Source organism: Pseudoalteromonas sp. SS15, assembly GCF_049257195.1.
In the GTDB taxonomy this organism is placed as follows: Bacteria; Pseudomonadota; Gammaproteobacteria; order Enterobacterales; family Alteromonadaceae; genus Pseudoalteromonas.
The window spans coordinates 205435-214528 of record NZ_JBMMUD010000003.1 but is presented as its reverse complement, the minus strand read 5'-3'; the positions used below and the strand labels follow the sequence as shown (position 1 = coordinate 214528).

The 9094-nt window shown below is 41.1% G+C and carries 7 protein-coding genes and 1 tRNA gene; 4 read left to right on the top strand and 4 right to left on the bottom strand.

Features of this window, described 5'->3' with window-relative positions; all coding sequences use genetic code 11:
* Positions 1-897, top strand: an 897-nt coding sequence (locus AAEU28_RS07980) for a hypothetical protein (RefSeq protein WP_421963633.1), incomplete at its 5' end; no start/stop codon positions are given.
* Between the two features lie 59 nt (positions 898-956).
* On the opposite strand, the gene xerD is transcribed toward AAEU28_RS07980, so the two are convergent.
* On the bottom strand, positions 957-1883 hold the full coding sequence (gene xerD, locus AAEU28_RS07975) for a site-specific tyrosine recombinase XerD (protein ID WP_138479906.1): 927 nt from the start codon (positions 1881-1883) through the stop codon (positions 957-959).
* Positions 1884-1962: 79 nt separating this feature from the next.
* On the opposite strand from xerD, the gene fldB reads away from it, so the two are divergent.
* Positions 1963-2484: a flavodoxin FldB gene (fldB, locus tag AAEU28_RS07970; RefSeq protein ID WP_349284499.1), complete on the top strand. Its 522-nt coding sequence runs from the start codon at positions 1963-1965 to the stop codon at positions 2482-2484.
* 405 nt (positions 2485-2889) lie between these two features.
* Here the strand turns inward: fldB and AAEU28_RS07965 are convergent.
* Positions 2890-2974 (bottom strand) — tRNA-Leu (locus AAEU28_RS07965).
* Between the two features lie 252 nt (positions 2975-3226).
* Here AAEU28_RS07965 and AAEU28_RS07960 point away from each other — a divergent pair.
* The gene (locus tag AAEU28_RS07960; protein ID WP_058028864.1) at positions 3227-3724 is read left to right on the top strand and encodes an RDD family protein; all 498 of its coding nucleotides are present in this window, start codon (positions 3227-3229) and stop codon (positions 3722-3724) included.
* Positions 3725-4064: 340 nt separating this feature from the next.
* Here the strand turns inward: AAEU28_RS07960 and AAEU28_RS07955 are convergent, their stop codons facing one another.
* The gene (locus AAEU28_RS07955; RefSeq protein ID WP_421963632.1) at positions 4065-4988 is read right to left on the bottom strand and encodes a hypothetical protein; all 924 of its coding nucleotides are present in this window, start codon (positions 4986-4988) and stop codon (positions 4065-4067) included.
* Positions 4989-5003: 15 nt separating this feature from the next.
* The gene (gene radA, locus AAEU28_RS07950) at positions 5004-6374 is read right to left on the bottom strand and encodes a DNA repair protein RadA (protein WP_138479877.1); all 1371 of its coding nucleotides are present in this window, start codon (positions 6372-6374) and stop codon (positions 5004-5006) included.
* Positions 6375-6578: 204 nt separating this feature from the next.
* On the opposite strand from radA, the gene AAEU28_RS07945 reads away from it, so the two are divergent.
* A complete protein-coding gene (locus AAEU28_RS07945) occupies positions 6579-9083 on the top strand; it encodes a PilZ domain-containing protein (protein WP_421963631.1) in 2505 nt (834 codons plus the stop codon).
* Positions 9084-9094: the final 11 nt, after the last annotated feature.

The following is a 9094-nucleotide window of genomic DNA, read 5'->3' as shown; positions in this document are numbered from 1 at the left end:
GATAAAACCTATGCTTTTAAAGTGGGTCATAATAATCAGGGCCAGCCTCGATATGATTTAACCCCATATGTTCAAGACCTAAACAATGTGCCAAATGAAATACGTACATTACTGACTAGTACGGCCAATGGCTATAAAGTACTCACAAATGTAACCCGTAGCCTTAATCGTAACTTTAAAATCAATACGTACACCTCTTCTGCTAACACATCTCAATCAATTCACCCCATTATTGATGAAAACTCATTGGGAATAATGAGTAGCTGTGCCAACAGCCCTGAGATGAAAGCGATGAAGTTAGCAGGTAGCATAGTAGCTAAATCTAACTTACAAGTTGAAGCTAATGCTAAAGCGTTTAAAGACGAAAATTTCGAAAACAACTTTCAAGGAATAAGAATTATAGGAGCAAATTTTCAAGGCGCCCTTGGAGCATTTGGGATTGGGGGCACGGTTGAATATGTTGATATTACACAGAACATAATCACTGACTTTACTTACAAAACGAAATATTTCGGCCAAGGTGCAAAAAACGAAGTTGTTTTTGATTTAACTTCAAAAAACGGAGGAATCTCAGTAAGTACAAACCAAATGAGAACAGTTATTGGTGGTTACCCTCTAAACCAGATAAAATCTAGCGGTAAAGCTGAAAATATCTTGAGATCCAATGATATCTCAAAGTGTTTGGCGGAAGCTATTGATAGTACTTATCTTAAAACAGTTTCTAGCCCAACAGGAAACAAATATTCAACCCCTGATGGTTCTGGTTATAAAGGGCCAAGTTTTAATCACTTTCCCCTAAGTGGAGGGGGTGACGGGGGTTCTTTATGTAAACATACTTATTACGATTTAAATGGTAATGAATTGTTTTCTTTTGAGGGCCCATGTCCGGGCGACTAAAAGTGTTAACTCATATTGCCAGAGTTATATAGTTACTCAGGCAATATTTATGGCAAATTTTAAGCTCTAGGATGATGTTCTTGATGCAGCGATTTCAACCTTTCACTCGCTACATGAGTATAAATTTGTGTCGTCGATAAGTCGCTGTGGCCTAACATCATTTGCACGACTCGTAAGTCAGCACCATGATTCAACAAATGTGTTGCAAAGGCATGACGTAACGTATGTGGCGATAATGGCGACGTTATGTTTGCCAAAATAGCATAGTGTTTGATTCTATGCCAAAAAGTTTGACGAGTCATACCTATGCCACGTTTTGATGGGAAAACAAAGTCGGTGGCATGCTTAATCATTAAAGCGCGACCTTGCTGTATAAATAGCTCTATCCAGTGCTGCGCTTCTTCTCCCATCGGCACCATGCGCTCTTTGCCGCCCTTACCACGGACTAACACTACGGCTTGGCGCAAATTAATTTGCTCCATACGCAAACCCACCAGCTCAGTGACACGTAAACCTGTTGCATATAACAGCTCTAACATGGCTTTGTCTCTAAGCCCCATAGGGTCTTCAACATTAGGCGCATCAAGTAAGGCTTCAACTTCGTTTTCGGTGAGTGTTTTCGGAATTGCCTGACCAGTCTTTGGCAGAGCAATATTGACCATAGGTGACGCTGAAATTTTTTGCGCTTTCACCCAGTGTAAATAGAAACGCTTTAATGCACTGATCGCTCTGGCAGTGCTCCGAGGCTTTAAACCCAAATCGACTCGGTGTGCCAAATATTGCTCAATATCTTGCTGCGTTACTTCAAGTAGATTCTCTCTGCCTTGTTCTGCTTTCATAAAAGCATCGCACTTTTCTAAATCGGTGCGATAAGCAGCTAAGGTATTTTCACTCAAGCCATGCTCAAGAAAAAGCACATCGATAAATGCTTCTATCACATCTTCTTGCTCGGTTATGTCATTTTCAAAATCTGCTAAATCGCTCACTGGTCGCCTGTATCAATTTAAAGTGTCATCAGGTAAAATTTACCCCATCATATCAGCCTTATAAGAAGTGATAAACCGCATGCAAATTGGCTTATTCTATGGTTCAACCACCTGTTACACCGAAATGGCCGCTGAAAAAATTCAAGACATCATCGGCAAAGACACCCTGTCTATGTTCAACATTAAAGATGTGAACTTAAAAGACGCTGAAAATTTCGATTTTTTAATCTTCGGTATTTCGACATGGGACTTTGGTGAACTACAAGAAGATTGGGAATCAATCTGGGACGACATCGAAAACGTCAACCTAGCAGGTAAAACCATCGCGCTATTCGGTATGGGCGATCAGCAAGGTTATGGCCAGTGGTTCCAAGACGCCCTAGGCATGCTACACGATAAAATCGCACCACAGGGTGTGACCTTTTTAGGCTACTGGCCAAATAACGATGAATATGAGTTTGAAGCCTCAAAAGCACTGACCGAAGATAAATCACACTTTGTTGGCTTGGCTTTAGATGAAGACAGCCAGTACGAAAAAAGTGATGAGCGCATTGCGACCTGGGTTGAGCAAGTACTTACTGAGTATAGTGAGACGTTATAAGCTAAAAGCTAAAAGCTAAAAAGTTTAGATGAAGCCGCGTTATTTATCGCGGCTTTTTGTTAAGTGAATTTCAGGCATAAAAAAACCCTAACCAAACGGTTAGGGTTATAGAAAAGTGGTACCAGTGGGCGGACTGTTAACCTGTATTAGCGCCACCTGCGTGGCGCTCGAGTTCACCAGTGTTAAACATCAAAAAATAAGGTAATAGTGAATTTCAGGTATAAAAAAACCCTAACCAAACGGTTAGGGTTATATAAAAAGTGGTACCAGTGGGCGGACTTGAACCTGTATTAGCGCCACCTGCGTGGCGCTCGAGTTCACCAGTGTTAAACATCAAAAAATAAGGTAATAGTGAATTTCAGGTATAAAAAAACCCTAACCAAACGGTTAGGGTTATATAAAAAGTGGTACCAGTGGGCGGACTTGAACCGCCACGCCCGAAGGCAACGGATTTTGAATCCGTCATGTCTACCAATTCCATCACACTGGCATAATTTTTCTTTGATCTTCTAACCAAGAGAAAATAAAGAAAAACCACTTTGAGCTTAGGCTTTTTTTCTGTGCCCTCATCTCTGTGCAAAACACTATACAAACATCCCCTAGTGGGAGCAAGCAATTTTTTTATTGCTCCATTTAACTGCTGATATTTTAATCGCTTAACTTTTATAAACAGCAGTTTCGCCATTTTCACTGGCTTTGTGTAAAATAGCTGCATTATTTTCTTATTTAAGTGTTGGCTACGATGTCTGAATTTCCTCGCGCTGGATTAATGCGCCGACTTGCTTCTTTAATGTATGACGGTTTAGTCGTGATCGCGTTTGCTATGCTAACTACCGTGGCTTATCTGCTCATTATTCAGGGCTTTATTTCGTTAGGTATGATTTCATTAGGTGATCATGAAGATGTGTCTGCACTGATTCAATCCACTCCTCTTCTATACGGTCTTCGCAGCATATTGTTAGTTTTAGTCAGTATGATTTTTTTCAGCTATTTCTGGACTAAGAGCGGTCAAACAATTGGTATGCGAGCATGGCGTTTAAAAGTTCAAACCCCTGATGGTCAACTGCTATCTTGGCCGAAAGCCATGGCGCGTAGTTTATTTGCTCTATTAGGCTTAGGTAATTTACTGGTACTGGTTGACTTTAAACAAAAGCGTGCGCTACAAGATATGATCTGTGGTACAGAAGTATTATTACTGAGCAAAGAAGAAAACAAGCGTGTCTATAACAGCTTAGATTAGAACTATACCCAAACTTCCTCAAGATGCATGATTCAGAGCGCAGCCTTCTGTTCTAGTTCAAGGAAAAGAACGCAGTGTAATGACGAGTCCTTTCCAAGTTCTTTGACGATGAAATAGGACTGAAAGCACGCTCCCTTGGGCGAGTTTGATTGGCTTCCATACTGCGTTATCAATTTTCGATTTAGAACCACTAGACCTTCAAATCGATGCCTTGTCTGACAGCCAATCAATTCTCGCTGAACCTCGTATCTTGAGGTGGTTTGGGTATAAAAATAACAGCAACAAAAAAGGCTTCACATCTGAAGCCTTTTTTAATGTTAAGCCAAAATAATACGGTTGCTTAACTACCTTTAACTTGTAAGTTAAGGAACTCTGCTAACTTTTCAGGCTGCTGAGCTAGGCCTGCCAATTCCATTGCAAGTTGCGATACTGCTTTGTTTTCGTTTAGTTGCATTGAAATATTTAAGCTATTTAAGCCATTTACAAAGTTCATTAATTCAGACTTTGAATCTTCAGCAAGCGGCAGCATATCTACTTGCATCTGAGCTTGTTGTACAAACGTCAGTTTATCTAATTGAACTGCAGACAGTTGCTTCTCAACAACCGTGTCAAACTGGCCTTTGTTATTAAACGTAAAGTTGAATGATTGCGGTTGCAGCTCTTGCATTGCCATCATCATTTTACTTTGAAGTTGAAGCTCTTGCTCCATAGTGAGTGGGCTTTGAGATTGTAGTTTTTGCGACTCTAGAGACACTTCCATCAGTGACTTTGAGTTACCTAATGAGAAGGCCATATCCATAGAGGCAACTTCACCGGCAACAAAGCCAATATCGAAGTCGCTCTTACCGCTTGCTTCGTCATACTTTAAGCTTGAAGTGATGTCGTAGCTTGCATTTAATAACTCTGACGGTGCCGTTTGCTGTGCTTGCTCAATGAGAGGCTGAGCAAAACGTAAACCTTGTAAGTCCATTGATGTATATGGGCTAATCTTGTCAGTTTCATAGCCTTCAATGATGATTTGGTTAATCACTGCAAGGTCTTCACCTTCAGGGCCTTTAAACTGAATGTCTTTCAGACTGACTTCTTGGCTAAGCAATGAGTAATTTGCTTCTTTGTAATCAACAGAAAAACCTGATGTTTCTTCAAAAACAGAGATCTGCTTGGCAATCTCGTTATTTAGTTTTTCATTGGCTTTATATTGAGTTACACCGTAACCCGCTGCTATTGTGCCAATAACAGCAATCGCGATAAGCGGTTTTTTCATGTTTTAACTTCCTGATTAAAATAACGCGTCCAGGGCTTCGCTTAGACTGTTCACGCCTATAACTTCCATCCCTTCAATAAGCTCTTTTGGCTTATTGGCATTAGGTACAATAGCACGTTTAAAACCATGTTTCGCGGCTTCTCTTAATCTTTCTTGACCACTTGGTACAGGGCGAATTTCGCCACCAAGTCCAACTTCGCCAAAAACAACCAATTGTCTATCGAGTGAGAAGTTCTTAAAGCTCGATACCAGCGCGGTGATCAAAGCAAGGTCAGCACTGGTTTCAGATACTTTTACGCCACCGACCACATTCACAAACACATCCTGATCTGACACTTGTAAACCGCCATGGCGATGCAATACAGCCAATAACATCGCTAAACGGTTTTGCTCTAAACCAACGGTAACGCGACGCGGGTTGGCTAGCTGGGAATAATCAACCAAGGCTTGTACTTCAACAAGTAGCGGGCGTGTGCCCTCCCAAATGACCATAACCAGTGAACCCGGTGTTTGCTCTTCACCCCGGTTCAAGAAAATAGCCGATGGGTTAGATACTTCTTTTAGACCTTGCCCTGTCATAGCAAACACGCCTAATTCGTTCACTGCACCAAACCGGTTTTTATTACCGCGTAATGTTCTAAAACGGCTGTCACTACTGCCTTCTAATAAAATAGAACAATCAATACAGTGCTCTAGTACTTTGGGGCCCGCCAAAGTGCCGTCTTTGGTTACATGACCTACCATAATAATGGCGACTTGATTCTGTTTCGCAAAACGCGTCAAGTAAGCGGCACTTTCACGTACTTGTGAGACACTGCCCGGTGCCGATTGCACATCGCTCATATGCATCACCTGAATTGAGTCAATCACCATGATGCTCGGCTTTTCTTGTAAAGCCAGTTGGCAAATTGTCTCAACATTGGTTTCTGCAAGGGTTTTCAATTTGTTAGTTGGTAGCCCCAAACGGTGGGCACGCATGGCAACTTGTTGCAGTGACTCCTCACCAGTGACGTACAAAGTATTCATCGACTCGGCAAGTAAACACATGGTTTGCAGTAAAACGGTACTTTTACCTGCACCCGGTGAACCACCGATCAAAATTGCACTGCCGGGAACAACACCGCCACCTAGCACACGATCAAACTCTTTAAAGCCAGTCGAAAAACGCGGTAAGCTCTCAAGGTTTACTTCATCAAGCGTCTGCACCTTAGCATCAACCATGCCCGCATAGCCTGCCATCGCTGAGCTGCGAGGTGCTGACTTAACACTCGGCACCCTAAATTCAGTGACGGTATTCCAAGCCTTACATTCAGAGCATTGCCCTTGCCACCTGGCAAATTCGGCACCACACTCACTACATACAAATGCTGTTTTTTTCTTTCCCATACTAAGGCACACTTTTTGCTTTAAAACTTACTGAGTAAAATTATATTCAGTTTTGTCATATAAATCTGGCACTTTACTCATTTATTGCTCAAGAATAAGTTAACTATGTCTAATTATTGTCATAGTATTAACTAAGAAATCTAAAAGAAAAATTAATGCCGGTATTTGCACGATTACAAAACACGGTAAGTAAAATGGTTTTATATGGCTGAAGACAAGCTGCAACAATATCAACCTTTGATAGAAGAACTCAAGCAACAGTTAGGCTCGCCTGGCTTTGATGGGCTCTTTGCGCAAAAAACAGCCCACCTGTCTAAGCCAGATCAGTTTTTGATCAAAATGGAAATGTCTCGCCTATCTCAACCTATCGCACGATTTATCGATTTACGCGGGCAGGTTTCTGGTGAAGTAAAACCCTATATTCATGATGGCAAGCAGCACTTTATGGACGACTTAGCCATCGCAGTGTTTGAGCAAGAAATTGCTAAACACGGTAAGTATACCCTTGCGGTATATGAAGCTGTCATGAATACCGATAATAACTTTAGAGTCATGCAGAAACGCGCACAGCAGCAAGCGCAAGATGATGCTAACACACCAACGCCCTCTGTTACACATGGGGCGAAGTTAATCAAATTCGCTTCTTATGAAAGTCGCATTGAAGAGCGAATGAATTACTCAATCAAGATAACGGTTGAGATATCTAAGAAAAATATTATTTCTGCTAACACGTCAGATATTTCATTAAGCGGTGCAAAGATCAAAGTGCACCCGAAAGCCGTTTTTGAAAAAGGCCAATTACTGAGCATTCGATTAGTAGGACTTGAACAAGATTTTGAGCTTGGCCTTAAAGACGGCATTCAATACGAAGTCGTTGCTGTAGAGCCGGTAAATAATGAATTTCAATTTGTACGCTTAAAGCGAACATTTGTTGAAAACAATCAGGGCTTTGATGAATTTTTAAATAGCTTCATACACGGTAACAAGCGTCGTTATAAAATCAATTTAGATAACACTATGGATGCGGTCGTATGCAAAGGCTATGAGCAATACTATTTACCACGAGTCAGCTCACTGTTTGTATTTCTCAGCAAGATCAATGACAAACTCACACTTCCTTCAATGGTGCTGACCAACGAAAACAATGCTTTCATTCATTATTACTTTGAAGATGAAAGAAAAAAATCATGTTTGTATAGTATTTTTAATCAAAAGCGACTGGCCTATTTAAATAGCCTTCATAGCCCAGTAAAAGAAGCGGTACTGTATACTTTTACTCACTCAAACGGCGGTAAAATTTACTATTATTCGGCCTTTGATTTCGAACTAAAGCAAGAGCCAAGCCTTAATTCGTTATTCTTTGGGTTTGGCGCCCAAAAAGACAGCTGGCGCGCTTTTAAAGTGCAGATCATGCCAAGCTACCATGAAGATGCTTTTATTCCGCTGTCACTACCTGCCAGTGCCGGAAAGTCGCTCGAAAAATTGAATAAAAGGCCAACACCTCGCGTGCAAGGTTTTATTCAAGACGTACAAAACCTAATGCTACTGACTGATATTACAGATCCGCGTCGCACCGCAGAATATAAAAAGCATCAATATGATGCTGGGCAAGTCAATTTACTCAAACACTTTGGCCATGGTAAGTCATCCACTCCGCCAGCATTGGAAGTTGTAGCGCTAGAATATGTAAATCTGCGCGCACATAAACGCTACCTATATAAAACAGGCACTATTTTTCATGTCGACAGCCACACTGTAATCCAAGGCCATACCCGTGATTTGTCTGTTATGGGCCTTCAAGTCGAGCTTAATTCGCCCACTGATGCGAAAAAAGGTGACTTAGTTTATATCGACTTACCAGAATTGCAGAAAATCACTAAGAAACATGATTTAAAACACTTACGCTATCAAGTCATGGCGGTCAGTAAATCAAAAACTATCATTAATTTAAAAGTACATAAGGTATCTGAAAATAAGCACCCTGCTATTGAATTTTTTACGCAACTCATTGATAAAAACAAGAGCAAGCTGCAAGCCTGTGAGGAGACGCCAAAGATCCCTGGGTTATCGACAGCACTGCGTAATATGATCACCAAAAGTGTGTGCCAGTTTCCTTTGTACTTACATAAAGAGTCGGCGCACTTTAACATTGGTGCTGTAGGTCGAGGCCTTTACTCTACTAAGCTGCACAAAGTTTTAGAGCACTTCAACCAAAGCGGTGACGAGCAAATAGAAATCGCGCCGGTTTTTCCTGCTAACTTTATTGAAGATGAGCTTTCAGAGGCACTACGTAAACAAACACGACAAGACAAACCGCTCAAATACACCCTATTTATGCGCTTTGACCCAGACAAGAAAACCCTAGCTGACGCTGTCAAAAGCCAAATATTGAGGGATGAAGACTCACTTGATAGCCTGTTTTTATTTATCAAAAAAGCGCTCAGAAAAGAGATCTTATTTGTATTCCAACTACAGGTATCTAAAACAGGTCGTCCAGATACCGACTACTTAGCGAATGAGCTCAAGTATGTAAGCCATTATGCACTTCACAAGGCAAAAGATTTAGAAGAATCATTGTGGAATGTAGCAGGAGTCTGCGATCTTATCGATATTACCGATGAAGTGATCCCGACACTTGAGGTTGAAGATAACTTAATCGAAAAAATGACAGAAAAAAAGCAACTCTGGTTTGAGTCGCTTCCTATGTAATTATTACTCGC